Origin of the sequence: Micromonospora lutea, from assembly GCF_016863535.1 — a bacterium.
GTDB lineage: Bacteria > Actinomycetota > Actinomycetes > Mycobacteriales > Micromonosporaceae > Micromonospora > Micromonospora lutea.
This window is the reverse complement of sequence record NZ_BOPB01000012.1, coordinates 19,431-46,090: the sequence shown is the minus strand read 5'-3', so window position 1 is coordinate 46,090 and position 26,660 is coordinate 19,431. Positions and strand designations below refer to the sequence as shown.

Below are 26,660 nucleotides of genomic sequence, written 5' to 3'. Positions count from 1 at the left end.
GATCAGGCGGTCTTGCGGCGGGCGGTGTCCAGGTCGAGCAGCGCCGCGCCACCGGTGTCCGGCGTGCGGCCGGACGGGCGGGCGGTGGTGGCGACGGACAGCCGCAGGTAGAGGCGGCACCGACCGGCATCCGTGCCGGTGAGCGGTCGGCGTGTGCCGCGTTGGGCGATCCGGTGCCCGGCAGCAGTGAGCGCGGCCGTGACGGCGTCCAGTTCGGCCGGGGTTCCGGTGAGCCAGATCTCCAACCCGGACAGCCGGCCATCACGCGGGGAAGCGCCGTCGCGGCGCGGCCCGGCCATCACGCGGCCCGGCGCGGCCGAGGCCGCGCCGCGATCGCCGCGCGGGTGACGGCCTGGCGCACGTCGCCGAGCAGGCCGACCAACTGACGGCGGGCGGCCACCTCGGTCGGCGCGAGCGCGACCCGCAGCCGGATTTCGGCATGGTCGCGGCCAGCGGCGCTGCGCACGCGGACCAGCACAGCGCGGGCGTGACCGGCGTCGACCACGATTTCGTTGGAGCGGTGTTCGCCGAGGTTGCAGCGGTGGTCACCGGCGCACCAGCCGGTGTGCCGGTCGCGGCGGTTCATCGCTTGCCTGCTTGGTACTCGTCCTTGATGTGGTTGATGACGTGCCGGCCGACGCGCAGCCGTAGCCCGGTGCCCGCGCAGCGGCGGCACTCCCGCCCGGCGCGGCTGATCGGGGAGCGTTTGCGGCCGGTGCCGTGGCAGGTGCGGCAGCGTCCGAACGGGACGGCCACGCAGGCGGCGAGGTAACCGAGCGTGAGTATGGCGAGGGTGAGGCAGGGGGCGGTGGCTAGCAGGGTGCGGGGGTCCATGACAGCCTCCAGGGCCGGTTTCGGGGTGTGTTCGGTGGAGGCCGCTAGATTCCTAGCGTCCTGATCAGGTATCGGATGCCGTCCTAGGGGTGGTCCTAGGTCTAGGAGCCCTGTGCTCCTAGACCTAGGACCGATCGCGGGTTAGCTCGCGTCCCGTTTCCGGTTACGCTCTGCGATGGCGGCGATGATGGCGGCGCGTTCGAAACCGCCCCGGTTGGCTCCCTTGCCGGTGTCCGGGTCGGTGCCCCACGTCTGGCCGACCTTCACCCCGAACGGCTTGAGCGCCACGGTCACCTGCTCGGCATCCCACCCGCCGTACACGTCCGGCCGAAGCTCGGCCAGCCGTGCGGCGACAGTGCGGCACCACACCTTGGCCTCACTGGCCGGGACGACGGCGGCGATGTCTTCCAGCAGGTTGAACGACAGCGTCGGAGCGGTGGCGGGTTGCTCGCCGAGCGCGTGCCCGGTCAGTCGTCCGGCAGCTTCGCGGGCGGCGCGAGCGTGGGCCGCGATCCGCTCGGCGAGGGGGCCGTCGATGTTGACGGTGGTGGTGATCCTCGCGTCGGCTCCCTCGCCGACGAAGTAGCCGGTGCCCTTGTCGGTCCAGGCGAACATGGTTGCCCGGATGCCCTGCTTGTACTGCGAGGTACCGAGCACCATGTCGTTCTCGGTCTGCCCCATCACCTTCAAGCAGAACCGGGTCGACGCGTTCGCCGAGATGCCAGTCGGCAGGCTCTTGGCATCCGGCCGCTGCGTGGCGAACACGGGGATGATCCCGAGCGCCGGACCGCGCTTCACGAGGTCGGTGGAGATGGCCTCCAACTCCTTGCCGTACTCCGGGTGCTCAAACCACTTCTGACACTCATCCACCCCGATCACCAGCGGATGCAGCCCGAGGGACTTCTTCGACGCCAACTGGGGGGTGACCTTGTTCTCGGGGCACAGGTCGCGGGGCAGGTCGCGGATCACCTTCGCGCGACGGCGCAACTCGTCGCGCAGCTCCCGCATACCGGCCACCGCGTATTCGATGTCGTCGTCTTCCTCACCGGCGCGGTAGCGGTGCGCGACCTGCTCCAACGCGGACAGGTCACCGGTGCCCTTGAGGTCGTAGGCGTGGATCTCCGCACGCGGATCGAGTGCGGCGATCAGCAGCACCTCCCGCAGCGCGAACGTCTTGCCCATGCGGGGGATGGAACCGATGACCATCGCCATGAACATCAACGTCAGGTCGACCCACCGGCCGCGCGGGTCGGTGCCGAACGGCTGCGGCCGGAACAGGTCCACCGTTCCTGCCTTGAGCAGCGGCCACGCCGGCTTGCGAGCCTTGGACATGTCCTGATCGCCCACCCACAACACGAGCCGGCCGGGGTGCACCTCGGGCTGACCCTCCGGCCACACACAGCCCAGCGGCCGGGACAGACCAGCGGCCAGCTTCTCCCGCTTCTCGATGACCTCGGTGGCGGTGACACCGTTGGGCAGCTCCACATCCGCGCGCCAGCCAGGGCCGTCGCGGGTGATCGGAGCGGGGAACCAGTCCTTACCCCGATCGCCCTTGGAGATGGCCTGATTGATGCCGGTGATGCCGAGGTTGCCCAACGCACGCACCACCACATCCGAGGTCAGCTTCTGCACCTTCGGCACCATCACGGCGGTGTCGAGCAGCGGCTTGTCCGCCGGACGCCCAAGCGCGCCGAGCGCAGCCAGCAGCGCGGCGAGGGTGGCATACCGTGCCTCGGGCGGGGCGAGCGCGTAGGCGATACCCAGCGCCGGGAGCACGCCGAGGACCACGGCGGCGGTGACGAAGCCGCGCCACCGCACGCGCTGGTCCCGCAACCGGGACACCTTCAGGTACAGCTCGGCGTCGCCCTTGTCCGCCAACACCTGCCGCACGTGCTCGCCTTGCAGGTCGAACAACCACCGACCCCAACCCGTCAGGATGCGGTACGCGCCGCGCGGGGCACGCCACGCCAGCTTCCCGGCGTACTTCGGGCTACGGGTCAGGTGATAGGTGCCAGCGTGGAACAGGTGACCGACCGTCCACCGGGCGGCGTCGCGCAACTCGGCCCGCGAACGCAGCCACGCCGGCACGATCGGCCGTCGCTTCGCGTCCTGCAACCCGGCCACGGTGAACCGCGGGGACCGCTGTGCGGCAGGCGAGTCAACCAGTCGCGGACCAGTAGCGGCCTCGGCCGGGTCGTTGTCGGGGGCGGCGGATTCACGGCGGGACCGGGCGGCGTCCAGGTCGACCACCTCGGCGTCGGGAGTGTTCAAGTCACGCTCGGCGGCGTGCCAGTCGAAACGGTCGCCATCAGGGGCAGTCATGATGGGGGTTCCTCCAACGGTCGGGAGATCGGAAGGGGACCGGCGGCACGGCGCAGGTTGGGAAGCCAGGGGCCGTGCCGCCGGGCGGAACTAGTCGTGCGAGCGAACGAGGTGCGCCAGTGCGGCGCCCATGCCGAGCACCGCCACGGGCAGGCAGGCGACGGCGGTGGTGATCCACCAGGGGGCGACCTGTACTCCGGCGGCGACGAGCAGGTGATAGGCGACTTGGCCGAGTGCGCCGATGAGCAGTGAGGCGATGGCCGACCACTTCGCGAACCGTCGAGCCCGCTCGGGTACGCGGCCGGACAGCCACACGTACAGGGCGTACGCGCCGTACGTCTCGACGCCGATCGGCAGCGTGATGGCGGTGTTGATGGCGAACCCGTCCGCGATTCCGGGTAGCGGGTGCACCACCCCGAATCCGGTGAGTCCGCCGAGTCCGACCCATCCGGACCAGATAGCCACGAACGCGGGAAGCGCTAGCAGGATGACCGGCCACACCACCGCCGGACGGGCCGGCTTGCCGGTGGTGGGCGGGGTGGGCGTGTCCGGGTGACCGACCGGCGTGACCTCGGCGGGCGGCGCGGCCGGTGGGATCTTCACCGGCTCGGCGGGCGGCGGCGCGTGCTCGGGCACGGCCGGTACCGGTGCCGGGTCCGGGCCGATCGGCTCGGCGTAGTCCAGCCGGGGCACCACCGGGCTATCGGTGTCGGCCTGCGGTGCCAGCAGGGCACCCCGGACGGCCATCGCCGAGCGAAGGGTGTCGGTGCGGGTCCGGTCGGCGTGCTCGGACTTGAGTCGGGCGAGCAGTTCGTCGGCCTTCGGCGCGCCGATGCGGAACTCGCGCATCAGTCGGTTGCGGGACGGGAACTCCTGCCCGTCTGGCAGGGGCAGGGCGCGGGCGGCCGGCAGTAGTGCTTCGACGGGTTGCGGGTAGCGGGTGCCGTTGATGGTGGGGGCAGTCATGACGGGTGTCCTCCGGTCAGCGGGGTGAGGATGTCGGCGAGCAGGTCACGGTGAGCGGCGAACACCTGGCCGCCGTAGCAGATGTCCAGGAACAGGGCGAGGTACGCGAAGTCGGCGGCGGGTGCCCAGATGGCGCGGCGGGCGTCGTCGGAGCCGGTGACGTCCGGCCGTGGACCGGCGTGCTTGCCTAGGTCGAAGCGGACCGGGGTGGTGACCATCCACGCCTCATCCGAGGCGCGCGGGTCGGGCACGTACCGGGCCGGCAGGACCTCGTACGGCTCCCGGGACGGGTCGACGGTCAGGCCGGTTTCCTCGGCCAGTTCCCGCGCCGCCGCATTCAGCGGCGTCTCTCCCGGGTCGACGTACCCGCCGGGCAGCGCCCAGCCGTGGCCGTCGGCGCGTTCGACCAGCACGATCCACCGCCACCCGTCGCGGACGGTCGCGGTGACGATCGCGTCGGCGCACTGCTGCTCGCCCCAATGGCCCAGCTCGTTACGGCCGTAGCGGATGCCGGTTGGCGCGTACGGGTTGACCGGTCGGCCGTCGACCAGCGGGAACGGGATCGCGGCGGTGGCGCGGCGTGCCGTCCAGTCGATGCAGGTCGGGTCCATGGTTGGGTCGGCCCACGACGCTCCGGCGGCGATGCCGGCCAGCACGGATGGATGGGTGTAGGTGCGGGTCATGCGGCGGCCTCCATCGGGTAGGCGCAGTCGACGCACTCGCCGAGCGAGCGCGGGATGTAGTAGGGCCGCACCACGCCGCAGACACGGCAGGTCCGGCGAGCCCTTAGGGCGGCGGCGATGGCGCGCCGTTGGGCAGGGGTGGCGGTGCGCTTCGGCCGGGCCAAATCGACCCGGTACAGGTAGGCGGTGCGGGTGCCACCGACGCCGCGCCAAAGGATCTGCGCGGCGATCGGCTGACCACCCGGGCACAGGCCAGCGGCGCGCAGTTGACGGCGGGTGGCGTAGCCCGGCGGAGCGCCGCGCCACCAGAACGTGGGGATGCCGTACCGCGACCCGTCCGGGTCGAAGTAGGCGGCGCGGATGCGCGACATCAGGCCGCGCGGTGCGGGTCGCTGGTGCGGGTGGCCAGGTCGGCGGCGGCACGGGTCACGCGCGCCTCAGCCCGACGCAGCCGACGCCAGTCCAGCGGCGACGGGCCGCCGTGGTCCTCGGCGTAGATCAGGGTGATCTGCGCGTCCAACACGTCCAGCTCGGCGGCGATCAGCGGCCACTCAGTGTCGATCGCGGCCAGGTCAGCGGCGGTCGGCTCGGCAGTGGGCAGGTTGGTGATCACTTCGATCGGTTCCTTCCAGAACGGCGAGAACGCGACACCGGCCGGCAAGGGCGGCAGTGACGCTCATCGGGTGCCAGCGGGGCGAGCCCGCCGCAGCGGTGGCAACTACGCCAAACGGCGCTGCTCTTGGTGGTCACTCGAACGGCAGCAAAGACGCTCACGGTCATGACGGCTCACCTCCACAAGCGGGGATCAAGACGGGAAAGCCCGGGGTGAGGCCGCGCGCCCAAGCAGCGCGACAACCCACCCCGGGACAGGTGCAGATGCGAAGAGGCAGAAGACGTTCCGCGCGCCAAGATCCGGCCCGCTCGGCCCGCTCGCTCGGGATCTACCGAGGTCGGCCACCGTGTGACTCAAGGCGGGAATACCGCAAGCCAGATCAACGCGGCGCTTCTGCTCTGAAGTTGTCAATGAACGGCCACACGGCGGCCCGTTCGCGAACGCCGCAGCCAAAGCCGCAACGCCGACGCAGCAACCAACCGGCTTGTCGTTCCTGGCTAGCCAGGTCCAACGAGATGAACGTAAGTCGGCTTGGCTAGTCAGGTCAAGAGGATGCGGCGAACTTTCCCAACTTGGCTAGTCAGAGCTAGGGTGATCCCGTGAGCGAGAACCTTGACTTCCTCGGCCAGCTAGACCCCGACGACCCAAAACAGGCGTCACAGCAGATCGCGAACAAGCTGCGGGCGGCCATCCTCACGCGCCGACTCGCCCCCGGTGACAAGCTGCCGTCGCAGCCTGAGCTAGCCACCCGCTACGGCGTGGCACGAGAGACGGTCAAACGAGCCCTAGACCTGCTCCGGACAGAGCGACTGATTGTGTCCCGGCAGGGCAGCGGTGCGTTTGTCCGGGCGCAGACACAGCGAGCCGTCGAGCTGCGCCCGCACATCGAAGCAGCGTTCGACCGACCTCACGTCAGCATCGACTTCGCCGGGTTCTCCGGCGAGACGCTGCGCGACGCGCTCGCCGAGGCGCTCGACAAGGTGCGCGTCGGTCGACTCGCACCGGAAACGATCGCCGTACGAGTCCTGATCTCCGACATGACCGCACCCATGGCACTGCCAGCACGAGCCGAGACACAAGCCGATGACCCAGCGGTACGCGAACGCGCCGAGCGAATCACTCGCCGAGCAGCAGACGGAATCATCGATCAGGTCACCGAGCTAGGCGACCTCGGCCTGATCCGATCGACCACCGTTGAGGTACGACTACACCGGGCGTCCCCGCTGTTCAAGCTCTACATCCTCAACAGCGAAGAAGTCTTCTACGGCTTCTATCCCGTCACTGAACGCACCGTATCGATCAAGGGTGAGCCAATGGCCATCTATGACCTGATGGGCAAGGATGTGCCGCTGTTCCACTACGCCGTAACCGACGACGACGCCTCACACGGCACACAGTTCGTGGAAGCATCCCGCCAATGGTTCGACTCAGTTTGGTCGACCATCGCCTACCGGTACGACGCATGAACGCCGACCTCAGCCGACTACTCGGCGACGTTGACGCACTCCTACTCGATTTCGACGGCCCGGTGTGCAGCATCTTCGCCGGATACCCCGCACCGCAGGTTGCCGCCGAGCTGGTCGACGTGCTGCGGCGGCACGGGGTCGACGTACCACCGGAACTTGCCAGCGAGCCGGACCCGCTTGAAGTGCTACGCCGCACCGGCGCGGCCGGCGACCAGGACCTAACGCGGACCATAGAGGACGCACTCTGCGCGGCCGAACGTCGAGCCGTCGAGACAGCCGAACCCACGCCGTACGGCCGGGAAGTTATCGTCGGAGCGCGTCAGGCCGGGATGCCGGTGGCGGTGGTCAGCAACAACTCAGCCAGCGCGGTGAGCACATATCTCGCGGCACATCGACTTGCCGCGTACGTCTCGCCGTTAGTCGGCCGGGCGTACGCCGACCCGGGCCGCATGAAGCCCAACCCGGCGCCGATTCTGCAAGCCGTACGCGCCCTCGGCGAGCCGGCGGCCCGGTGCGTACTGATCGGCGACTCGCTGTCAGACATCGACGGGGCGCGGGCCGCCGGGGTGCGGGTGGTCGGCTACGCGAATCGGCCGGCCAAGGTCGAGACGTTCCGGGCCGCCGAAGCGGATGTGGTGATCACGGGCATGGACGAGATAGCCAGCGTCCTGATCGAACGGGCCGGCGGCTGAAATACACCGCGGCCGGCTTCATCGCTCACAAATTCGTCGGCTTATCGGTCCGAGGGGAAGGCATCGATGCCGCGGTCCATCGATTTTTCCCCGTCACCTCGGTGATTACGCGCCCTACCTCGGCGTCTGTTCGGGCGACCAGGCCGGCGACCAGATTGAAGAATTGTCGGACATGCCGTTTGGAAACGGTATCACCGGCCACGTACCGATGAGCAATCATATTCCGCTGGTCAATAAACTTGTCTAACTCGCTTCGCGCCCAGTCGGCGCCGGATGGAAGCGACCACGAATCTGATATGCGGACGATCCCGATGGAGTCCAGGAACAAAGTGTCCACATTCTTCGACTTCGGCGTTGCAAAGGAATAGTTCCTCTTCTGGCCAAGCAGCGCCAGTCGGTCTGTTAGGTATTGTCGCCAGCCCTCGCCCGCTAAAGTCCAAGGCGCAAACTCCTCGTCTAGTCGGCGAAGCTCCTTCGCGACAGACTTCAACAATGGTCGCGGCAGCGCTTCCCAAGAAGGCGCATGCTGCACGAGAAGTCGTAGGCCCTCTTCTGCAACGTCCTCGCAATAGGCTTCCCACAGTGCGGCGACCAGCACTAACACCGCCTTGTTGGCTACATGCAGCTTCTGGTAAATCGCCCTAACGTTGACCTTCTTGGCCTCTTGATGTAGCGCGTAGAAGTCTCGAATGTCATCCGCGTTTGATACAAAGTTCAAACACGCCCTACTTGCGGGAACGCGAAGAATCTTTGTGTTTGGTAGTGCCGCGAGTTCGGGCAACTGATCGTCAGTTGTGGTCACCGGCTCAGCTTCATCCTTTCGCCCTAGTCGCGCCAACGGTTCCGTCGTCATCCAATTTTCGGCATGGGTGGGGGTTAAACGTATATGGCTAGAGGTAGTACCTGGAGTCCTGGACCTGCGACAGCCAGGCTCGACAGGTCTAGCCCTGGCATCGAATCCCGCAGGCCGGAGAAAGCTTCCTCGGAAGAAGCCTCGCCGGTTGCGTCGATTGCCGAGAAAACGGTCCGCCTCAAAAGGCTAACCTTCTCGCCCGGTTTAACGACCTGTGTAACCTTTCCCAATGCCGCGAAAGAGCCTGCCAGCATGTATTGCTCCGCAGCCTCCGTCATGTACTCATTCGATGCTGCCAGTACGACATGCCTGCCATCGTCAAGCGTCATCGTAAGGTCGAGAACGCTCGACTTAGCAACGTCCGCTTTCAGGATGCGAAACATTCTAATATTGTCACTGTCGTCGCCCTGCTGTGGCAGGAGAGGGGACTGATTGCCTTTCCTCTTTGCTCCAGGCTGCCGTGTTCGGGTCGGCATCTTTTCATCGTCCAGATCCCAGCCTATATAAGGGGCGATGGCCGACATCAGGGCTATTACCTGCCGGAGTGGATCACCGTTGATCGTCCCTCTGACCTCAACGAGATCCCCTACCTGGACGCCTGAGAGATCTTCGTTGGGGGCTAACACCTTCATCCCGCCAACGGCTTCGAGTCGCTGGCGGAGGATATTGAAGAGTGACGCCGACGTGTGTTCACGAACCAGCTTGGCCTCTACGGATTCATCGCTCAGAGAGCGGCGGCGGTACTTGCCCTCGGCGCTGAGGGAGAGGCCAAGCCACTGCGCAAGGCTTGGGATCCCGGCTTTGGCGGCTCCCTCGCCCTCGCCTTCCTTCGTCGACGCGAGGCGCTCGGCCACCTCGCTGGTGTACGCCACCCCGTCGTCAAGGGTAGCTAGGAAGCTGACCATCATGGGTACATCGAGGTAGACCGGATGCGCGAGGAACCTTGTCCCCGCTCGGCTCGTCTTTGCCATCGCCGCTGTCCTCCCCTTCGGCGGAACTCTTGAGCATAGGACGACATCGACGTTCAGGGCGGCGACACGCGCGGCTCCCCACTCCTCTTTGAGGTTGAGTCCGATGAGGTAAAGCCAGAGCGAGGCCAAATGAGCCGCCCGCGCCGGGCGGGTATCGCCAGCGTTAGGGAGAGGTCTCCGGCGGCTCGGTGGAAGCCGGCTTGGAGATGGTGGATCAGTGAGCTGGCTTGAGTAGGCCGTGTGCCGTATTCGTGTCGCAGGGTGGGCGCTGGGTCACATACCGGCAGGTCAGCGCCGTGTGCTTCGTGGTCTTGAAAACCGGTAAGGCAGCAATGTCTTCGTGGGTTCGAATCCCACACCCTCCGCATTGCCGAACGCACGTCTGAGCCCGGTCGATGTGACTGGCACCCGTCTCAGTTGCTCTCGGGTGGGCGTTTCCGCTGCCCTTCGCGGATCTTCTCATCGGCCAGCCGGTCGAGCGCCCGGCGGCGTTCGTCGCTGAGGGCCGCCTCGTCACGTCTGCGTACGGCATCGATGACGGCGGTGATGAAGTCGCGCCAGACCCCGGCCAAGAGACTCCTTCGCTAGCTGCTGCAGGGTGACAACCGCCGTGAAGGGCTCTCGGTTACGGCAGAGTTGAGGGTGGTTCTGTCGAATGTCAGCGCCGCACAGGGTAAGAAAAGGAGCGCACAACACCGCTTCCACCGGAAGGACCTGTGTCGATGACCCTGGAACGTCCCATCGCTCCCGACCCGTACGAGCTGCTGCCGACCGTCGCCTCCTTCACCCTGACCAGCGACGACGTGCAGAACGGTGAGCCGATGGACGCGGCTCACGCCCATGGCAGCACCGGTGGCGACAACGTCTCGCCGCACCTGGCCTGGTCGGGCTTTCCGGCGGAGACCAAGAGTTTCGTGGTGACCTGTTTCGACCCGGACGCGCCGACCGGCAGTGGTTTCTGGCACTGGGTGCTGGTCAACCTGCCGGCCGACGTGACGGAGCTGCCGCGCGGCGCGACCGGTGACGACCTGCGGGGGGCGTTCACCGTGCGCAACGACTACGGGGAGCACGGCTTCGGCGGCGCGGCGCCGCCGGCCGGTGACCGTCCGCATCGGTACGTCTTCGCGGTGCACGCCCTCGACGTCGAGCGTCTCGACGTCACACCCGAGGCGACCCCCGCCTACGTCGGCTTCAATCTCGCCTTCCACACCCTGGCCCGCGCCACCACCCGTCCCACCTACCAGATCGCCGGCTGACCCGCCACCATCCTCGGTCGATCATGAGGTTAGCGGCGTCTTCGATCTCCAAGAGTGCCGCTAACCTCATGATCAACGGGGCGAGGGAGGGGTGGGGGTCAGGCGGGGGTGCGGGCTACGGCGAAGACGGACTGGCCGAAGGGTGGGCGGACCAGTTGCTCGGCGGCCTTGGTGGCGGGGAGGACGAGGGTGTCGTACACCTTCACCATCGGGCCTTCCTTCGGCATCAGGCGGAAGACCTTGGTGGCCATGAAATAGCCGATCAGGCCGAGCGCGTTGGCATAGTGGATCTTCTCCACCTGCAGACCCGCTTCGGTCATCGCGTTGGCCAGGGTCTTCTTCGTGTACCGCCGGACGTGGCCGGTGGCAATGTCCGCCGGACTCATGGCGAACTGGAACGCCGGCACGATGATGACCACGGCGCCGCCGGGCCGGACCAACTGGGCCATGCTGCGCAGCGCCCCGACGTGGTCCTCGATGTGCTCCAGCACGTTGTACGAGACCGCGGCGCTGTAGTCACCCTGCTCGGAGTGGGGCAGCAACATCTGGCGAACCTCGATGGAAGGCCGGTCTGCGAGGCGTTCCTTGAGGGCGACCAGGCGGTCCGGGTCGGCCTCGGTGGCGGTGAACCGGGGGAAGTTCTCGCTCCACTCCAGGGCGTAGTCGCCGAGGCCGCTACCGATCTCGATGGGGTTGTCACCCAGGTAGGGCACGGCCAGCTCAACAAACCAGCGTCGGTGATTGACCGCCGTGGCGAGGCCCTCCAGGACCTCGGACTGTACGCGCTGATCCCCAGTGATTTCTGCCATGCGTCGATTCCTCACGATGCGACTCGACCCGTGCCGGGACCGACTGAGTGAACCATCCGCCCGGACGGCGGGGATATCGGGGCCCGCGATGGCCGATTAACGGTCGGGGGGTAGGTGCACGATCGATGTGGCCAGCGAACCCTACCGATACTACGCCAGTGCCCTGAACCCCGCACGCTGGCCACTTAGGCCGACTACGCTCTGAATTGTTATGACTACTCCCGATTCGGACGGACCTGTCGAGCAGTCCGAGGCGGGAAAGGCCACGGACCGGGTAGGGCGCGGGCGTGCGAGAGTCGGCTCGGGGTGGCGGAACGACGTCGCGGCCGTGGCGAGCTTCGCCGCATTCGGCTTCTGGGTCACCGCACGAATGTGGCTGAATCCGCAGGACGGCATTCGCGACAATCCAACTGATATGGCCCAGTTTCAATGGATGATGGCGCACGGTGCCCGGGTCGTCACCGAACTCGCCTATCCATTTACGTCGGACCGGATGAATGTTCCGGAATCAGTCAATTTGATGGCGAATACGTCGGTTCTGTCCGTCTCATTGCCGATGACACCGATAACGCTGCTGTTCGGCACCCGGGCCGCGTTCCTGCTTTTCCTCACCCTTGGCATGATCGCCACCGCCACGGCCTGGTACTTCCTGCTCTCCCGGGTGGTGCTACCCGGCGCACGAGGTCCGGCCTGGCTGGGCGCCACGTTCTGCGCGTACGCGCCGGCCATGGTCTCCCACGCCAACGCCCATCCGAACATCGTGTCGCAGTACGTGGTGCCGTTGATCATCTGGCGTACCCTGCGGCTCGCCGAACCCGGGCGTTGGCTGCGCAACGGTCTGCTGCTCGCCCTCGTGATCGTCTGGCAGGCGTTTCTGAACCTGGAGATCCTGCTGATGACCGCGATCGGCCTTGGCGTGGTGATCGTCGCGATGGCGCTCGCTCGGCCCGGGCTGCGGGCCCGGATCCGACCGTTCTCCGCCGGGCTGGGGGTGGCCGCCGTCGTCTCCGCCGTGCTGCTGGCCTACCCGCTGTACGTGCAGTTCTACGGTCCCGGCGCCTACCACGGGCTGCCCTGGCTGATCCGGGGCTACTCCACGGACCTGGCCTCGTTCTTCGCCTACTCACGCGAGTCGTTGGCCGGTGACGCCCGCAGCGCCACCGGACTGGCCAAGAACCCGACCGAGGAGAACTCCTTCTTCGGATGGCCGCTGGTGATCCTCGTGGTGGCGCTGGTGTGGTGGCTGCGGCGTAACGCCGTGGTGATCGGTCTGGCCGTGCTCGGGCTGCTCTTCGCGGTGCTCTCGCTCGGCCGGGAGGTTCGCTTCGACCGTCGCGGGACCGGCGTTCCCGGGCCGTGGGCCCTGCTGGAGGACCTGCCGATCCTGCACTCGGTGGTGCCGACCCGCTGGGCGCTGGCCATCACCCCGATCATCGGGTTGCTCCTGGCGTACGGCGCGGAGAAGGTCCGTGAGCTGGCGGCCCGGTATCCGGACCGTCGGTCGCAGATCCGGTTCGCCACGGTGACCGGGCTGGCGATGGCGCTGGTGCCGGTGCTACCCACTCCGCTGCCGACGAAGCGGCTCGAACCGACCCCCGGCTTCGTCACCTCCGGTGCCTGGCGTCCCTACCTGGCGGGTGGGCGCAGCGTGGTGACCCTGCCGCTGCCCGACACCGAGTACGCCGAGCCGCTGCGCTGGTCCGCCGACACCGGACTGGAGATGCCGATCGCCCGTGGCTACTTTCTCGGCCCGGACAACCGGCCGGGCCGGCACCGGGTGGCCCTGTTCTCCGCTCCCCCTCGACCCACCAGCAGTTTCTTCGGCACCATCCGGCGGACCGGCGAGGTGCCGCCGATCACCGAGCGGACGCACCGGGAGGCGGTGGAGGATCTGCGGTACTGGCGGGCCGGCGTGGTGGTCCTCGGACCGCACGAGCACGCCGACGCGCTGCGCACCGGGATGACCGAGCTGACCGGCATCGAACCCGAACACGTCGGTGGTGTCTGGGTCTGGGACGTGCGCCCCCTGACGGGGTGAACGGCGGAACAGCTCAACTGCGGATGCAGCAGCCCTGGCAGACCTTCGGCTGGGGCAGGGTGAAAGCCAGGCAGCAGGTGCGGCGCTGCACAGTAAGCTCGCCGTTCGGCCCTGGCGCCAGTTCCACCAGGTCGGCGAGGTCCAGCGCGTCGAGCAGCGTGTCGATCGCCTCGACCGTGGAGCCGGGCAGCCCGTCGGCGGCGCGCAGGAGCCCGTTGGCGATGCCGGAGGCCACCGAGCCGAGGAGCGTACGGCCGCCGATGCGGACCTCACTCTGGATCGCGGAGACCAGCGGCGACAGGTGCCCGTCCAACAGGGTGGCGCGCAGCGTGGTGAGTAGTTCCCGCTCGTCGGCCACCACCCGGACCTGGGGCAACCCGGCGAGCGCCAGTGGATCGTTGGGCAGCACCGCGATCGGAACCGATTCGCGTAGCCCCACGGTGATCAGGGCGCGCCGGTCGGCGAAGTGGATCAGCGCCATGGTGTGGTCGAGCAGCGGCACCCGCCGGGCGGCGGCCCAGCCGAGCACCACCGGCAGCGCCGCCCAGTAGCTGTACGCCTTCCAGGCCAGCGCGGCGGAGGCGTGCGGCGTGCCACCCCAGAGCCGTACGGCCGATGCGAGCAGCTCCGGCAGTCGGGAGTCGGTCAGCGTGGTAGCCGGAGCCCAACCGGCCTCGTCGGCGACCAGCAGGCCCGGAGCCAGCCCGGGAAGATCGTCGGTGCCGAACGTGCTCCGCAGGGTCGCGGTGACCGGGGCCAGGGGCGCGGTTGCCGGGCCCTGCAGGGGCAGCACCGCCGTCACTTGATCCACCCCCACGTCACCTGACCCACCCGATTCGAAGCCGCCCGGTCGTACTAAGGCTAGCCTAACCACACTTTCGGGCGCAGGGGAACCCGACCTTGGGGTGGAGCGAGCGACCCGGGTCACTCGCAGGGCGAAAACTACTCAGCGTGTTGGTGGGGAAACTCGGGGCAGTATCGGCAGGAATCCGGCATCAGTCAAGACACTTGTCGACTAGGTGCCAGATGAGTGTGTGGCCGGCGACTCAACGTGAAACTTGGTACTCCCGGCCACGAGGAAGCTGATGACGACCTCACCGCTCGATCGGGCTGCCGACTCCTTCGCCGCCGAACTCGCACGGCACCGGACGGAGCGGGGGCTGTCCAAGAAACAACTAGCCAACCTGATGGGATTCGACCCTTCGTACGTCAGCCACGTCGAGGGACGCCGACACCGACCGACGGAGGACTTCGCCCGCCGCGCCGAGGCCGTCCTGGAGGCCAGCGGCGCGATCTGGCAACGCTTCCGGGAGTACGACGACCTTCGCCACGCCCGGAACGAACGCAACCATCGGGAAACCGGTCTGCCTGGCCAGTGGATGCCCCCCGGCACCGGTTTGATCGTGGAACGCGAGACGGCGACCCTCACCCACACCGACGACACCTACCGCTGTGTCATCCGTCGTGAGCTGTACAACGCCGGTGTCGAGCCGGTCACCCGATATCTGGTCCGCGTCGCCGTGGACCGCTACCCCAGTGACCCGGGCCGTTCCAACCGGCACCACCGGGAACACCCGCTCAGCTTCGCCGAGCTGCAACTGTGTGCGTGCCGCGAGGAGTCCGGCGAGCGGGAAACGATGCACTGGCGCGCCAAGCACGACCGGGACGCGTTCAAGGAGATCTGGCTGCTCTTCGAGAACGGCGAACGACGCTTCCCGCTCTACCCCGGTCGCCGCGCCACCATCGAGTACGGGTACACCGTCGGTCAGGACAAGTGGGGGCCGTGGTTCCAGCGCGCGGTCCGCGTACCGACCCGACACCTCGCCGTACGTCTGGATCTGCCGGTGGCACTGGATCCGCAGGTCTGGGGCGCGGAAACGTCGCTCTCGGCGGAGGAGGGCCCGCTGCGGACGGCGGTGACCCGCCGCGACGAGGGCGACCGGGCGATCTTCGACTGGGCAACCGACGAACCGCCATTGAACGCCCGGTACCGCCTCCAGTGGCGGTTCCGGGCACAACCGGAACCCGAGGCGGACGGTGGGCGCGTCCGGCCGTCCGACCGGATGCGTGGCCTCGGCATCGTCCAACGCGGCGCCGAACTGCTCCGGCAGCCGGCCCGCCCGCTCGACCTGCCGCGCGAGGAACCGGTCGCCCGGGAGATCATCGACCGGCTGGTCACCGCGCTGGCCCGGCTGGACGAACTGCACCCCTTCACCAAGGGGGTGGGGATCGCCGCCCCGCAGCTCGACATCGACCGGGCCGTCGCGGTGGTCCGCCCGCCGGACCGCACCGCCGAGCCGGTCGTGCTGCTCAATCCCCGCGTGGTCGACGAGGCACCGCACACCGACGAGCAGTACGAGGGCTGCCTCTCCTTCTTCGACCATCGCGGACTGGTGCCTCGACCACTGCGACTGGATGTCGAGCACGCCCAGTTCGACGGCGGCCGGATCATCACGTCCTTCGAGTTCGGCATGGCCCGGCTGATCGCGCACGAGATCGACCATCTGGAGGGCCGGCTCTACGTCGACCGAATGGCACCCGGAGTGCCACTGGTGCCGATCGAGGAGTACCGCGAGTCCGGCCACCCGTGGCGATACTGATCTGGTGACGAAGCCCCCGGGACCGGGCTCGGGGGCGCGACCTCGCCCGCCCGAGTGGGAACGACGGCCGGACGGGCGAGGCAGCGCGGAGCGGGCGGAGCCGGTCCGCCCACAGGGGGACCGGGGCGCGCGCCCCAGGGGGCAGGGGCACGCGCCCCGGTGCGGGGGGAGGAAAGTTCTACAGGTTGCCGAACGTGTCGTACCGGGTGTGCTGCGGGGGAACGTCATCCGCGGCGAGCACCCGGAGTGTGGAACGCACCATCGACACCGAACCGGAGACGAAACAATCGTGCGTCGTCCACGGCCCGTACCGCGCCACCACGTCGGAGATGTCGCCGTGTTCGCCGTCGAAGTCCGAGTCGTCGCTGCACGCCGGAGTCACCGAAAGCCATGGATGGTCGGCGACCAACTCCCGTAGCTGGTCCAGGCCGTAAAGGTCCGCCTCGGTCCGGGCACCGTAGAAGACGTGCACCCAGCGAGCCCGGTTGTAACCGGCCAGCTCCTCGACGAGCGCCTTGATCGGGGCCAGCCCGACGCCACCCGCGACGCAGAGGATGTCCCGCTCGGACGAGCGGTCGACCGTCATCGAACCCATCGGCGCGGCGACCCGCAGCAGATCGCCTGGCCCGGTCCGGCGGACCAACGCGCCGGAAACCCAACCGGCGGCACCGGCCGGCGTACGGACGTGGAACTCCAACACGTTGTCGTCGTTCGGCGCGTTGGCGATCGAGTACGTGCGCCACACCCGCGGATGATGGCGCGGCACCTCCACGCTGACGTACTGACCCGCCTTCCAGGTCAGCGGGTGTTGCAGTGCCCGGCAGGTCAAGACGGCCGTGTCCGGACCGTACCGCTGGTGGGTCAGCACCTCTGCGTGCCAGAACGGCGGGTCGTCGTCCGCCGCTGCTCCGGCGAGCATCTTCTTGGCGATCGCCGCGTACGCGTCCCGCCACGCCTGGTCGTACTCCAGGTTCCAGCCGTCGCCGGCGATGCTGCGCAACGCGTCCAGCAGCGCCACGCCCATCGTGTCGTAGTGGGCCGCCTCGACGTGGTACTTGCGGTGGTCCCGGCCGAGCGCGCGGAGGAACTCGTCGAAGCCCTCCGGATCGTCCACCGTGTGGATCGCCGCGATGATCGCTTCCAGCAGCCGGTCACCCTGACCGGTCATCTGCACCGGGAAGAGCTTGCGCAACTCGGGGTCGAGGAGGAAGAGCCGGGCGTAGAAGTGACCGCTCAGCCGGCCCCGGTCCTCCTCGACCAGCGTCCAGCTCTCCTTCAGCAGCCGCGCGAAGTTGTCCACCTTGGGCGCTCCTTCTTCTGACGGCGGATCGGCCCAGACAGAATCTCCACGGAGCGTGTATGAAGGTCGCACAGATTGTGCGATCACGTGAACACTGCTCGCCGGAGGGCGGTTGTCACCGGAGGGCACCCGGTGGGGCAGAGTGGTCCGGTGACCGTTGAGCTCACCCGACCGGTGACCCGCCGGACGCTCGGCACCGAGACGATGCTGGTCCTCGGCCTGTCCCTCGGCCAGTCGGCCGTCTACGCCACTGTGTCGATCATCGCGAAGTTGACCGCGGAGGGTGGTCTGTCGCGGCAGACCGCCGCGTTGAACACCTCCGCGTCGGCCCGCCCCTACCTGGACCTGACGTACCAGCTGCTCGGCATCGTCTTCGCGCTGCTGCCGGTGCTGCTCGCCGTACACCTGCTGGCACGCAGCCCCGGCGACCCGGCACGGGCCCTCGGCCTGGACGCCGGACGGCCCGGCTCCGACCTGGCCCGGGGCGCCGGACTGGCGGCGCTGATCGGACTGCCCGGCCTGGCGCTGTTCTGGGCTGCGGCCCAGCTCGGCATCAACGCCACTCTGGTGCCGGCCGCCCTGCCCGACCTGTGGTGGACGGTGCCGGTGCTGATCCTCGCCGCGTTCCAGAACAGCATCCTGGAGGAGGTGATCGTGGTCGGCTACCTGATGACCCGACTACGCCAGCTCCAGTGGCGGGTCGGCGCGATCATCGCGACGAGCGCGCTCCTCCGCGCCTCGTACCACCTCTACCAGGGGTTCGGAGCGTTTCTCGGCAACGCGGTGATGGGGGTGGTGTTCAGCCTCTTCTACCTGCGTACCCGCCGGGTCATGCCGCTGATCGTGGCACACGCCCTGCTCGACATCGTCGCCTTCGTCGGCTACGCCCTGCTGCCCCGCGAATGGTTCAGCTGGCTCTGACCCCGGCGGTAGAGCGCGGTGGCGCGGGCAGCCAGGCGTTCGGCCCCCGCCGAGTTGCCCACCGCTGCGGTGAGTGCCGCCGTACCGGGCAGCAACCGGGCGGCCAGCCGCAGCGCCAGCCAGCCCCCCGCCTGTGCGGCCAGCGGCGTCGCCAGTCGCCATGCCGCCTCGACCGCCCGATGTCCGGGCTCCTCCTCCGGCCCCCGGGCCGCCCGAGCCGCTGCCACCGCCGACCGCGCGCTGACCAGGTCCGGATGCACCTGGGTCAGCGTGAGCAGTTCCGCCACCCGATCCGGATGCGCCGGATCATGGTCGTACGCCGCCGCCAGGTGCAGCGTCAGGTTCGCTTGCGACCAGAGCACCGACGCCAGTTCGACCACCGGCGCGAAGACCCCGCTCAGCGCGGCGGTCGCCCCACCGACCCCGGCCTGCCGGACGAAGCGCCGAGTGGCCAGCCGGGCCAGCCCGTCCGCACCCGCACCCGGGTACAACTCCCGTAGCCGCCGGACCCACTCGGCCGCGCCGGGCCCGAGGACCTCCACCGCAGTCACGGCCAGCAGCTCCGGGGCGAAGCCCGGATGATCGAGCACTCGCGCGACGAGCACCCGCAGCTCCGATTCAGGCGTACGCCCCGAAAGCTCCCGCCCGGTGCCGTCTCCGAGCGCTCCGGCCGCCGGCACCCCGACGGCACTTCCCGGCACCTCTGATCCGGGCTCATCGCTCGCCGTGGTCGTCCCGCTCGTGGTGGTGTCGCTGGTGTCCGGTTCGCCCGTGGACCTCGCGTGCGCGGTAGCGGCGCTCGTGGTCGAGTCTTCCCTGGTCACCGCGTCCGTGAGATCGTCGTCCGTGGGCGCGGCGTTCGCGGCTGCGACGCTCGTCGCGGCATTTCTGGTCGTCTTCCGGGCCGCCCTCTTCGTGACCTTCCGGACCGCCTTGATCGGTACGGCCTCGGTAGGCCTCGCTGCCGGTTCGGCAGCGGTCGCTGCGGGCTCGGCGGCGGCGACTGTCGGTTCGGTGCCGGTCGCCGCGGGCTCGGCGGCGGCCACTGTCGGTTCGGTCTCGGTCGCTGCCGGAGTAGCCGAGTCCGAGGCGCTGGCCGCGCCGGTTCCCGCGCGTCGTGTGGCCTTTTTCGTCGCCTTCCTCGTCGCCTTCCCGGCGCTGGCCGCTGTCGGCTCGGTGTCGGCGCCGGAATCGGCAGATCCCGCCCTGGTGCCGGACGTTCCGGTCTCCGCTGGCAGTGCCTTGCTGGTGGTCTTCTTCCTGCCGGCGACTCGGGAGGCAGCCGAAGTCGGCTCCGCCTGAGGAACATCCTCGCCCGCTGCCGCTGCCGCTGGCCGGCGAGTGCGATCCCGGCGACGAGACGCAGGGACCGACGTCGGGTCCCCACCCTGTCCGGCCGCAGGTGCATCGGCGTGCTCGCTCCGGTCGGTCGTCGCCGCTCCCGTGGTGAACGGCGGCACCGGCGCGGTCGGGAGCTTGGACGAGGCCGATCCGGCGTGCGGCGGCGCAGGTTGCTCCGGCACCGGTGGCGGCTGGAAGAGGACGCTCGGTGCCGCCTTCGCTCGTCGTGAGCGGGACCCCGCGGCTTTCTCCTGCTTCTCTTCCGGCGGTGGCGCCGACGTCGGAGGTGGTGTGAAGGTCGCCTCCGGGGAGCGTCGACGGGCTCCCTCAGCAGGCTCACGGCGGTTCTGCTCGCTGGGCGGCTGCTCCTGCATGTCGATGGAGCGTAGTCCTGATCACAGCAACGCACAGCGGGAGCGGTCCTGGCACCCTGGGTACGGCTCGTTCCGGTAGTCGCTTTGCTCCCGGCCGGGCGCGGCCTGTATCCTCGGGCGCGGTGGTCTGCAGGCCACCTGGGAGACTTCGCCTAGTCTGGTCTATGGCGCCGCACTGCTAATGCGGTTGGGGTCTTAAAGCCCCTCCCGGGTTCGAATCCCGGAGTCTCCGCGCGAAGGCCGGTGTGTAGACTGGCCGAGCACCAGCGCCCGTAGCTCAACGGATAGAGCATCTGACTACGGATCAGAAGGTTAGGGGTTCGAGTCCCTTCGGGCGCGCCACACGATCAAGGCCATGACCAGCGAGAACGCCGGTCATGGCCTTGACTCTTTCTCAGCGTTCGGTGCCGGGCCGGGAGACGATCCCCTGGTTCTGCCGGAAAGCCCTAGTCTGAAGGCGTGCCCGGCACGGCCACCTGCCGTTCGCGGGCAAGCGACACGAGCACCGAGGGAGAGCCACGATTGTGAGCGCAGCGGCCACCGACGGATCGACGGGTCTCATGCCTGCGGCGTTCTTCGGCCACGGCAACCCGATGAACGCCCTCGAAGTCAACCGCTACACCACCGCCTGGCGGGCCTTCGGCGCGTCCGTGCCCCGCCCGCGGGCCATCCTCGTCGTCAGCGCGCACTGGTACATCAACGCCACCGCGGTCACCGCCATGCCCAGGCCCCGGACGATCCACGACTTCTATGGGTTCCCGCAGGAGCTTTTCGACGTCCAGTATCCTGCGCCCGGGCTGCCCGAGTTGGCCACCGAGATCAGCGACGTGGTTCACCCGACCTGGGTCGGCGCGGACGTTGACAGCTGGGGCATCGACCACGGCACCTGGTCGGTCCTGACGCACGCCTTCCCCGATGCGTCCATCCCCGTCGTGCAGCTCAGCATCAACGCCGCCAAACCGTTCGACTACCACATCGAGCTCGGCGCCAAGTTGGCCACGCTGCGTGAGCGGGGTGTCCTCATCATCGCCAGCGGGAACGTGGTGCACAACCTCCGCAGCATGGACTGGAAACTCACCGACGACGGGTACGACTGGGCGCAACGCTTCGACGAGGACGCCAAGGCCCGCATGCTGAGTGACCCCGCCGAGTTCGCGGCCCTGGACAGCCACCGCGACTACCGCCTCGCCGTGCCGACGCCCGACCACTTCATCCCGGCGCTGTACCTCGCCGGCCTCGCCTCGGCTTCGGGCGTCCCCGACATCGACGTGCTGGTGGACGGCTACGCCTACGGCTCGCTCTCGATGACGGCCTACACCCTCGGTCTCGCCTGCCCAGAAGTCACCGGTGAATCAGCGTCCCCGCAGCCTCCGGACGACGCGCCGCCTGCTGACACCACGAACATCTGACCTGGCACGCGCGGTCGGCGACCGACCCTACGGCCCAGCGGTCGGCAGGCTCGGCGCGCCAGCGTGGCGGTCAGGCCGCCGACATGTGAGCTGATCAGGACGTTCGGCGCGGACCGTGACGTGGGTCGGTCTCGAGAGCCGTCCGGTCCCAATCGGCCAGGTCCGCGACGGCAGCGTAGGTGGTGTCCAGAAACTCCATCAGCATGTGGTCCGGGTCCGCTGCTTCGGCCACGGCCTCGTACGGGAGCACGTACTCACCCAGGTCTCGGTGGTAGTACGCGGCGGCTGGGCGTATCGGGTAGTCGGCGAAGCCGGGTGGTTCGGGATAGGCGTAGGCGTAGAAGGCTCCTTCCTCGCCGCCACCGGGCCAGAATCCGCAGCTGGCCAGTTCGTGCGTGTATGCCTCGCGCTCGATCCAACTCGGAAAGTTGGGGCGGCCACTGCCGGTATGTGGTGGCGCCGGGCGTCCAGAGAACCTGGAGCAGGCCAGGTCCATCCCGCCCCAGAAGAACTGCACCGGACTTGCCTTGCCGACGAAGCGGGATCGGAATTCCCCGATGACTCGGTCGGCCTGTAGGAGTTGACCCCAGAAGAGTTGCGCCGCGCGGGGGTCATAGGCGGCGTGTCGGTAGTCCTCGGCGAACGGGACGGCGGGGTCCACCTCGTTGGGCTTGGCATGGATGTGCGTGTCGATGCTCAGCTCGCCCAGCGCACACATGATCTCGGAGTAGAAGCCCGCCACCGGTTTGGCTTCCAGCGTCACGTGACGTTCGCGGCCGTCGCTGGTCCTGATGCGCAGCGAGTGGTCGATGAAGTCGAACTCCATGTCGAAGGATCCGAGGTCATGGGGGATCGGCGAGGTCGTCAGCCCTCGCGGACTGACGTACAGGGTGACGTGCCACCAGTGGTTGACCGTTGGCGCGTGCGCCATTCGAATCTTGCCCACGATCTGCAGCCACATGTGCAGTGCTTCTCGGGTATCGGTCCAGTCCGCCAATCGCAGCCGTGGCCAGGCCCGTCTCGGTTGCGCTTCGTACCCGGTAATCGTGCCTGCGCCCATGCTCGTCATCTTCCCTCGATCCGACGGCTGGCACTCGACCTTCGCCAGCAATCCCGCTGAGGGCTCCGACCGGCTTCCGGCGTCCGTTCAGACCCGGGCAGATGGGGTAATGACCAACAGGTCCCGAACGTGTCGGGACCGTAGCGGAAGGGCGACAATGACCAGAATCGGCATCATCATCGGCAGTACGCGTCCCGGCCGTAACGGGGAGGCGGTGGCTCGCTGGGTGCACGACATCGCCAGCAAGCGCGGCGACGCCGAGTATCACCTCGTCGACATCAAGGACTTCGACCTGCCGCATCTCGACGAGATGGCGCCTCCGTCGCTCGGGCAGTACACCCAGCCACACACGCTGCGGTGGGCCGAGGAGATCGCCTCCTACGACGGGTACGTCTTCGTGACCCCGGAGTACAACCACTCCACGTCCGGGGCGCTGAAGAACGCCATCGACTTCCTCTACGCGGAGTGGAACAACAAGGCGGCCGGGTTCGTGAGCTACGGCAGCGTCGGCGGCACCCGCGCCGTGGAGCACCTCCGCCTGGTGATGGCGGAGTTGCAGGTCGCGGACGTACGGGCGCAGGTGGCACTGTCGCTGTTCACCGACTTTGAGAACTTCAGTGCTTTCAAGCCAGGTGCCCATCAGGTGGATGCGGTGAACACGATGCTCGACCAGCTGACGGCCTGGAGCGGCGCGTTGGCGACCGTGCGGGCTGACACGACGATGGCCACCGCCCAGTCCGGGACCTAGAGCCCGCTGTCATGGGCCGGCTGCGGTCCTGGCGTCGCGCCCCGCAACTCGTAGTGTCGACCGGAGAAGCGCACCGACCGCTCGTCCGACCAGAGCAAGTCGAGACGGGCGGCGGTCTTGGCGATCGTGACCGGGGAGCGAAGCGGCAGGTTCGCGACGTCGGGGAAGACCCGCAGCCGGCTCGTCCGCTCGAGGATCGCCCCGGCGAGAAACCAGGGCTGGCCGGTTCGGCGGTGCCGCGGCGATCGAGCACTCAGGCGCCTCAGCCGGCAAGGAGGGCGATCAGGTCGCTTCCGGTGACGATGCCCATCGGTAGGCCGTCCGGGTTGAGGACCGCGACGGCGTCGACGCCCCTGGCCCGCATCAGCCGTGCCGCGTCGACCACCTTTGCGTGGGAGTTCACCACCGCCGGGTCCGGGTCCAGCGCCTGCGCGACGGTGAGCCGGGTCAGTGCGGCGTGGTCATGCGCCCACGCCGCAGCCACCGCCCGGTCGGCGAGCACACCCGCGCATCGCCCGGCCGTGTCGACGACGACAAGGTGACGGCGCCCCGTGCGAACCATCGCCTCCAGCGCGTCACCGAGCCGTGTGTCGACGGAGACGGAGAGGACAGGACTGCTCATCACCTCGGTCACCGGTCGACGTGCCCGTCGGGCTGCCCCGCCTTCGGGCTCGTGTCCTGATACGTAGATCGCCCGCATGATCGCCTCCAATGTCCCTGAATCGAATCGCATCCAGTCCGAGTGCCGACGTCACGTGATGCCGCTGAAGGTGCTGACCCGGACCACTTCTTAACGAGCTGGGTAGCTGCCGGCGAACTCGACGCGGAAGGCGGGGTAGCGCGCAGCGATCTCCTCGAACTCGGCCAGGGGTGCGTGCCGGTCGACAGGGAGGTGCGGCCGTGCTCCCGGCACCTTCTGCAGATACCGTTTCAGGATCGGCGCTCGCTCGTCGATCGGTACCAGGACCAGGCGGCAGCCCTGGCGCGTCCATGCCGGATGGTCGCTCGGCCGCCGGCCGCGTGCACGTTGCGTACCCAGTTGCAGTTCTCGCCCAGCATGGACACCAGGTACCACTCGCCCTGCCAGTCGGCCATGCCCAGCGGAAACCGGGTGAGTCGTCCGCTACGACGCCCCACGACCTCCAGCGTCACCCAGCGCCGGGGAAACAGGCCGACGCCCTGCACCGCCGCCCAGAAACGCGCGAAGCGGCGAGCCGTGGCGTCACCCCGCCCTCCGGCGTACATCTTGCGAAGGTCGTCATCGGAGAAGGGCCAGCGTCCCATCGCGTCCTCCATCTGGTCGCCGCGACCGTCGACCCGGGTCCGGTAGCCTCCCGGGTCGCCGCAGGGGGGCCGGCCCCGGGGCGGGGGGAAGGGAGCCGGCCCCAGCGGTGTCAGCCCTTCTTACCGTTCTCGATCTTGACCGGGATCTCCTTCGTGACCGGAGCCGGCTCGGCGACCTTCGCCGTGATCTCGAGGATCCCGTCGACGTAGCGGGCGGCGATGGTCTTCTCGATGGCTCCCGTGGGCAAGGGAATCGTGCGGAAGAAGGATCCGTAGTGGAACTCAGAACGGATCTTGTCCTGGTGGACCAGCTCCTTGCGCTCCACGTCGAGCCGCAGCTCGCCACCGGCGTACGTTATCCGGACGTCCTTCACCGGGTCGATGCCGGGCAGTTCGGCGCGGATGACGTACTGGTCGCCCTCCAGGTAGTTCTCGATCCGGATGCTGGGCGCGAGCATCGGGAACAGGGACAGGTCGGCCCAGTCGAACGGGGCCAGCGGACCACGCTTCCAGCGTGTGATCGTCGACATTACGACCTCCTTGTCGTCTCGTCGTCACCTCCATTCGAACCCGGGAAAACCGTTCTGAGCAGAGGCGGGCGACCCGTCCCGACAGGTCCTTCGGCGTCGCGCGTCTGGCGGCGATCGGGGCCCCGCGTCGCGGGAGATCGGACACAGAGATCCCACGCCTTCAGTTCTGCGCTCAGGTGTTCACTTTGCCGAACTCCTCGATCAGCACGGGATACTGCTCTCCACCGTGTCCGGCGGCGATCGAGCGGTCTGCCATCGCCTTGATCAGCTTTGGTAGTTCGGCGTTGACACCCACCGCCTCGCTCTCCTCGATCAGGTGTGCCATCGCCCGCACGTCGGTTTCCAGGGCCGACGCCTCGGCGGGGAAGGCGCCGCGGTCGATCTGCTCGGCATACCCGGGCAGCCATTCGGCCACCACAGCCGCGATCTGCTGGGCGAACGGCGCATACGTCGCAGCGTCGACGCCGGCCGTCCTGAGCATGGCGGTGCCCTGGAGCCAGGCGTTCAGCACGCTCCACATCATCGCCAGGCCGGCCACGTCGTACAGGGACGCTAGACCAGGGTCGGTACCCAGGTAGGTGACGGTGCCGAGTGCACTCAGCGTTGGCCTGTGTGCCTCGAAAGCCGACTGCGGCCCGCTGTGCAGGATCACCGCCTCGGCGGTCCCGATCGCTGGCGGGATCGCCATGATGGCGGCGTCCAGGTAGCGGGCGCCGCGCTGCTCGGCCCATTGGGCGGCTTCCCGGGCCTGGGTCGAGCTGCCCGACGTCATGCTGATCAGCAGCTTTCCGTTCAGGTCGACTGCTGCCGCGCCGAGCAGCTCGAACATGGCCGGGTAGTCGGTGACGCAGAGGATCGTCAGGGAACCGGCCTTGAGCGCGTCGCCGACCGTTGACGCCAGCCGCGCACCTTCGGCCACCAGCTGGTCGGCCTTGGCGGGCGTACGGTTCCACACGGTGGTGTCATGTCCGGCTTTCAGGAACGCACGGGCGAGGGCCTGACCCATCAGTCCGAGTCCGATGACGGTTACGGAAGTATCGCTCTTGGTCATGGCAGCATCATCAACATTGATACCGGTGTGAAGGTCAAGCGAGGTTCGATGCGGATCGGGGAACTGAGTCGTAGGACGGGCGTCAACGCTCATCAGTTGCGCTATTACGAGGCGCAGGGCCTGCTGAAGGCCGACCGCGGCGCGAACGGTTACCGCGAGTACGACGAGAACGCCATGCTGCGGGTGAAGCAGATCCGCCACCTGCTTGGTGCCGGTCTGTCATCCGAGGACATCGCCTACCTGCTGCCCTGCGCGGTCGGAGAGGCTCCAAAGCTGCTCGGGTGTCCCGAACTGCTGGCCGCGATGCGTTCCCGGCTGCGGCGGCTGGACGACCAGATGGACAGGCTCGCCCGATCCCGTGACGCTCTCGCCGACTACATCGATGCGGCCGAGCGAACGGGCGACGAGGCCTGTCCATCCTTGGCGGATGCTGACCTGCCGCCCGTCTCCGCCTGAGCGACCGGGGGCCGGCTTGATCAGGTCGCCGGTTCCGCGTCGGCGGGCTGCCAGCGGAGCAGCCGCGCCGAAGGCGGCACACC

General features: G+C 68.4%; 31 protein-coding genes and 2 tRNA genes. 12 read left to right on the top strand and 21 right to left on the bottom strand.

From position 1 onward, the window contains the following. Window positions 1-2: 2 nt before the first annotated feature. The 8 genes from Vlu01_RS13140 to Vlu01_RS13105 form a co-directional block, all read right to left on the bottom strand. Window positions 3-299 (bottom strand): hypothetical protein, encoded by a 297-nt coding sequence (locus Vlu01_RS13140; protein ID WP_203998399.1) that lies wholly within the window; start codon window positions 297-299, stop codon window positions 3-5. Then, window positions 299-586, bottom strand: coding sequence for a hypothetical protein (locus Vlu01_RS13135; RefSeq protein WP_203998396.1), 288 nt, complete (start codon window positions 584-586; stop codon window positions 299-301). Before Vlu01_RS13135 ends, Vlu01_RS13140 begins: the two co-directional genes overlap by 1 nt. Next, window positions 583-834: a hypothetical protein gene (locus Vlu01_RS13130; RefSeq protein ID WP_203998393.1), complete on the bottom strand. Its 252-nt coding sequence runs from the start codon at window positions 832-834 to the stop codon at window positions 583-585. The genes Vlu01_RS13135 and Vlu01_RS13130 overlap by 4 nt, the downstream gene beginning before the upstream one ends. Before the next feature lie 141 nt (window positions 835-975). Then, complete coding sequence (locus tag Vlu01_RS13125; RefSeq protein ID WP_203998391.1) at window positions 976-3,156, bottom strand: cell division protein FtsK; 2,181 nt, start codon at window positions 3,154-3,156, stop codon at window positions 976-978. Window positions 3,157-3,246: 90 nt separating this feature from the next. Beyond that, window positions 3,247-4,122, bottom strand: coding sequence for an ABC transporter permease (locus tag Vlu01_RS13120; protein WP_203998389.1), 876 nt, complete (start codon window positions 4,120-4,122; stop codon window positions 3,247-3,249). Beyond that, complete coding sequence (locus Vlu01_RS13115; protein ID WP_203998387.1) at window positions 4,119-4,805, bottom strand: NUDIX domain-containing protein; 687 nt, start codon at window positions 4,803-4,805, stop codon at window positions 4,119-4,121. Before Vlu01_RS13115 ends, Vlu01_RS13120 begins: the two co-directional genes overlap by 4 nt. Next, complete coding sequence (locus tag Vlu01_RS13110) at window positions 4,802-5,176, bottom strand: RRQRL motif-containing zinc-binding protein (RefSeq protein ID WP_203998385.1); 375 nt, start codon at window positions 5,174-5,176, stop codon at window positions 4,802-4,804. The genes Vlu01_RS13115 and Vlu01_RS13110 overlap by 4 nt, the downstream gene beginning before the upstream one ends. Then, on the bottom strand, window positions 5,176-5,418 hold the full coding sequence (locus tag Vlu01_RS13105; protein WP_239095875.1) for a DUF6284 family protein: 243 nt from the start codon (window positions 5,416-5,418) through the stop codon (window positions 5,176-5,178). Before Vlu01_RS13105 ends, Vlu01_RS13110 begins: the two co-directional genes overlap by 1 nt. 599 nt (window positions 5,419-6,017) lie before the next feature. On the opposite strand from Vlu01_RS13105, the gene Vlu01_RS13100 reads away from it, so the two are divergent. Both Vlu01_RS13100 and Vlu01_RS13095 read left to right on the top strand, forming a co-directional pair. Continuing rightward, window positions 6,018-6,884, top strand: a complete 867-nt coding sequence (locus Vlu01_RS13100) for a GntR family transcriptional regulator (protein WP_203998382.1) — start codon at window positions 6,018-6,020, stop codon at window positions 6,882-6,884. Beyond that, a complete protein-coding gene (locus Vlu01_RS13095; protein ID WP_203998379.1) occupies window positions 6,881-7,576 on the top strand; it encodes an HAD family hydrolase in 696 nt (231 codons plus the stop codon). Before Vlu01_RS13100 ends, Vlu01_RS13095 begins: the two co-directional genes overlap by 4 nt. Before the next feature lie 25 nt (window positions 7,577-7,601). Here the strand turns inward: Vlu01_RS13095 and Vlu01_RS13090 are convergent, their stop codons facing one another. The 3 genes from Vlu01_RS13090 to Vlu01_RS13080 form a co-directional block, all read right to left on the bottom strand. Then, on the bottom strand, window positions 7,602-8,378 hold the full coding sequence (locus tag Vlu01_RS13090; RefSeq protein ID WP_203998376.1) for a HEPN domain-containing protein: 777 nt from the start codon (window positions 8,376-8,378) through the stop codon (window positions 7,602-7,604). A 74-nt stretch (window positions 8,379-8,452) separates the two neighbouring features. Continuing rightward, on the bottom strand, window positions 8,453-9,529 hold the full coding sequence (locus Vlu01_RS13085; protein WP_203998373.1) for a DUF6414 family protein: 1,077 nt from the start codon (window positions 9,527-9,529) through the stop codon (window positions 8,453-8,455). Window positions 9,530-9,813: 284 nt separating this feature from the next. After that, a complete protein-coding gene (locus Vlu01_RS13080) occupies window positions 9,814-9,972 on the bottom strand; it encodes a hypothetical protein (protein ID WP_203998370.1) in 159 nt (52 codons plus the stop codon). Between the two features lie 150 nt (window positions 9,973-10,122). On the opposite strand from Vlu01_RS13080, the gene Vlu01_RS13075 reads away from it, so the two are divergent. Then, window positions 10,123-10,656 (top strand): YbhB/YbcL family Raf kinase inhibitor-like protein, encoded by a 534-nt coding sequence (locus Vlu01_RS13075; RefSeq protein ID WP_203998367.1) that lies wholly within the window; start codon window positions 10,123-10,125, stop codon window positions 10,654-10,656. A gap of 98 nt (window positions 10,657-10,754) precedes the next feature. Here the strand turns inward: Vlu01_RS13075 and Vlu01_RS13070 are convergent, their stop codons facing one another. Beyond that, a complete protein-coding gene (locus Vlu01_RS13070; RefSeq protein WP_203998364.1) occupies window positions 10,755-11,465 on the bottom strand; it encodes a class I SAM-dependent methyltransferase in 711 nt (236 codons plus the stop codon). A 211-nt stretch (window positions 11,466-11,676) separates the two neighbouring features. Here Vlu01_RS13070 and Vlu01_RS13065 point away from each other — a divergent pair, with 211 nt between their 5' ends. Next, window positions 11,677-13,503: a DUF6311 domain-containing protein gene (locus Vlu01_RS13065; RefSeq protein ID WP_373307375.1), complete on the top strand. Its 1,827-nt coding sequence runs from the start codon at window positions 11,677-11,679 to the stop codon at window positions 13,501-13,503. A 13-nt stretch (window positions 13,504-13,516) separates the two neighbouring features. On the opposite strand, the gene Vlu01_RS13060 is transcribed toward Vlu01_RS13065, so the two are convergent. Further along, complete coding sequence (locus Vlu01_RS13060) at window positions 13,517-14,293, bottom strand: hypothetical protein (RefSeq protein ID WP_203998596.1); 777 nt, start codon at window positions 14,291-14,293, stop codon at window positions 13,517-13,519. Window positions 14,294-14,588: 295 nt separating this feature from the next. Between Vlu01_RS13060 and Vlu01_RS13055 the strand changes: the two genes are divergently transcribed. Continuing rightward, a complete protein-coding gene (locus tag Vlu01_RS13055) occupies window positions 14,589-16,103 on the top strand; it encodes a peptide deformylase (protein ID WP_203998361.1) in 1,515 nt (504 codons plus the stop codon). 178 nt (window positions 16,104-16,281) lie between these two features. On the opposite strand, the gene Vlu01_RS13050 is transcribed toward Vlu01_RS13055, so the two are convergent. Continuing rightward, window positions 16,282-17,403 (bottom strand): globin domain-containing protein, encoded by a 1,122-nt coding sequence (locus Vlu01_RS13050; RefSeq protein ID WP_203998358.1) that lies wholly within the window; start codon window positions 17,401-17,403, stop codon window positions 16,282-16,284. A gap of 150 nt (window positions 17,404-17,553) precedes the next feature. On the opposite strand from Vlu01_RS13050, the gene Vlu01_RS13045 reads away from it, so the two are divergent. Continuing rightward, a complete protein-coding gene (locus Vlu01_RS13045) occupies window positions 17,554-18,324 on the top strand; it encodes a CPBP family intramembrane glutamic endopeptidase (RefSeq protein ID WP_203998356.1) in 771 nt (256 codons plus the stop codon). On the opposite strand, the gene Vlu01_RS13040 is transcribed toward Vlu01_RS13045, so the two are convergent. Next, window positions 18,285-19,025: a hypothetical protein gene (locus Vlu01_RS13040; protein ID WP_203998354.1), complete on the bottom strand. Its 741-nt coding sequence runs from the start codon at window positions 19,023-19,025 to the stop codon at window positions 18,285-18,287. The two genes, Vlu01_RS13045 and Vlu01_RS13040, sit on opposite strands and share 40 nt — an antisense overlap. Before the next feature lie 55 nt (window positions 19,026-19,080). Between Vlu01_RS13040 and Vlu01_RS13035 the strand changes: the two genes are divergently transcribed. From Vlu01_RS13035 to ygiD, 4 genes are all read left to right on the top strand, one after another. Beyond that, on the top strand, window positions 19,081-19,626 hold the full coding sequence (locus Vlu01_RS13035; RefSeq protein ID WP_203998351.1) for a hypothetical protein: 546 nt from the start codon (window positions 19,081-19,083) through the stop codon (window positions 19,624-19,626). 554 nt (window positions 19,627-20,180) lie between these two features. After that, window positions 20,181-20,271, top strand: a tRNA-Ser gene (locus Vlu01_RS13030). Between the two features lie 34 nt (window positions 20,272-20,305). After that, a tRNA-Arg gene (locus tag Vlu01_RS13025) sits at window positions 20,306-20,381 on the top strand. Between the two features lie 182 nt (window positions 20,382-20,563). Next, on the top strand, window positions 20,564-21,448 hold the full coding sequence (gene ygiD / locus Vlu01_RS13020; RefSeq protein ID WP_239095874.1) for a 4,5-DOPA-extradiol-dioxygenase: 885 nt from the start codon (window positions 20,564-20,566) through the stop codon (window positions 21,446-21,448). A 94-nt stretch (window positions 21,449-21,542) separates the two neighbouring features. Here the strand turns inward: ygiD and Vlu01_RS13015 are convergent, their stop codons facing one another. Then, window positions 21,543-22,508 carry a DUF5996 family protein gene (locus tag Vlu01_RS13015; RefSeq protein ID WP_203998590.1) on the bottom strand — a complete coding sequence of 322 codons (966 nt, stop codon included), beginning with the start codon at window positions 22,506-22,508 and terminating at the stop codon, window positions 21,543-21,545. A gap of 157 nt (window positions 22,509-22,665) precedes the next feature. Here Vlu01_RS13015 and Vlu01_RS13010 point away from each other — a divergent pair, with 157 nt between their 5' ends. Continuing rightward, entirely contained in the window at window positions 22,666-23,256 is a 591-nt protein-coding gene (locus Vlu01_RS13010; protein WP_203998349.1) for an NADPH-dependent FMN reductase, read from the top strand. On the opposite strand, the gene Vlu01_RS27830 is transcribed toward Vlu01_RS13010, so the two are convergent. The 5 genes from Vlu01_RS27830 to Vlu01_RS12985 form a co-directional block, all read right to left on the bottom strand. Next, the gene (locus Vlu01_RS27830) at window positions 23,253-23,513 is read right to left on the bottom strand and encodes an LLM class flavin-dependent oxidoreductase (RefSeq protein ID WP_308440942.1); all 261 of its coding nucleotides are present in this window, start codon (window positions 23,511-23,513) and stop codon (window positions 23,253-23,255) included. The two genes, Vlu01_RS13010 and Vlu01_RS27830, sit on opposite strands and share 4 nt — an antisense overlap. Before the next feature lie 5 nt (window positions 23,514-23,518). Beyond that, window positions 23,519-23,878 carry a CBS domain-containing protein gene (locus Vlu01_RS13000; protein ID WP_203998347.1) on the bottom strand — a complete coding sequence of 120 codons (360 nt, stop codon included), beginning with the start codon at window positions 23,876-23,878 and terminating at the stop codon, window positions 23,519-23,521. Window positions 23,879-24,186: 308 nt separating this feature from the next. Continuing rightward, window positions 24,187-24,540, bottom strand: a complete 354-nt coding sequence (locus Vlu01_RS12995; protein WP_239095872.1) for a nitroreductase/quinone reductase family protein — start codon at window positions 24,538-24,540, stop codon at window positions 24,187-24,189. A gap of 110 nt (window positions 24,541-24,650) precedes the next feature. Next, window positions 24,651-25,070: an Hsp20/alpha crystallin family protein gene (locus tag Vlu01_RS12990; protein WP_203998345.1), complete on the bottom strand. Its 420-nt coding sequence runs from the start codon at window positions 25,068-25,070 to the stop codon at window positions 24,651-24,653. Window positions 25,071-25,242: 172 nt separating this feature from the next. Continuing rightward, complete coding sequence (locus Vlu01_RS12985) at window positions 25,243-26,076, bottom strand: NAD(P)-dependent oxidoreductase (protein WP_203998343.1); 834 nt, start codon at window positions 26,074-26,076, stop codon at window positions 25,243-25,245. Between Vlu01_RS12985 and Vlu01_RS12980 the strand changes: the two genes are divergently transcribed. Further along, a complete protein-coding gene (locus Vlu01_RS12980; RefSeq protein ID WP_239095871.1) occupies window positions 26,035-26,577 on the top strand; it encodes a MerR family transcriptional regulator in 543 nt (180 codons plus the stop codon). The genes Vlu01_RS12985 and Vlu01_RS12980 overlap by 42 nt on opposite strands. The last annotated feature ends 83 nt before the right edge of the window (window positions 26,578-26,660 follow it).